The following is a 255-nucleotide window of genomic DNA, read 5'->3' on the forward strand; positions in this document are numbered from 1 at the left end:
TATTCTTTTTTGGGAATACTCGATTGGGAATGCTCTGCTTTGCATGAAAAATCTGCTTCCATTAAAGAACGAAAGGAACAAAACTGTAAGAAATGGAGAATCTCCATTTCGCGACAGCACCCATGAAGGCGATAAACCGCCATTGAGCCCCCATCTTTACGTTTGATCAGAAGCAAACCAACGGCTCTCACCCATTGCCTCAATGTTGCGATAAACCCTTGACACTTGAAACAGTTCATAAGAGGCATGCCTTTC

The organism is Bartonella sp. AP58NXGY (assembly GCF_042195785.1).
In the GTDB taxonomy this organism is placed as follows: domain Bacteria; phylum Pseudomonadota; class Alphaproteobacteria; order Rhizobiales; family Rhizobiaceae; genus Bartonella.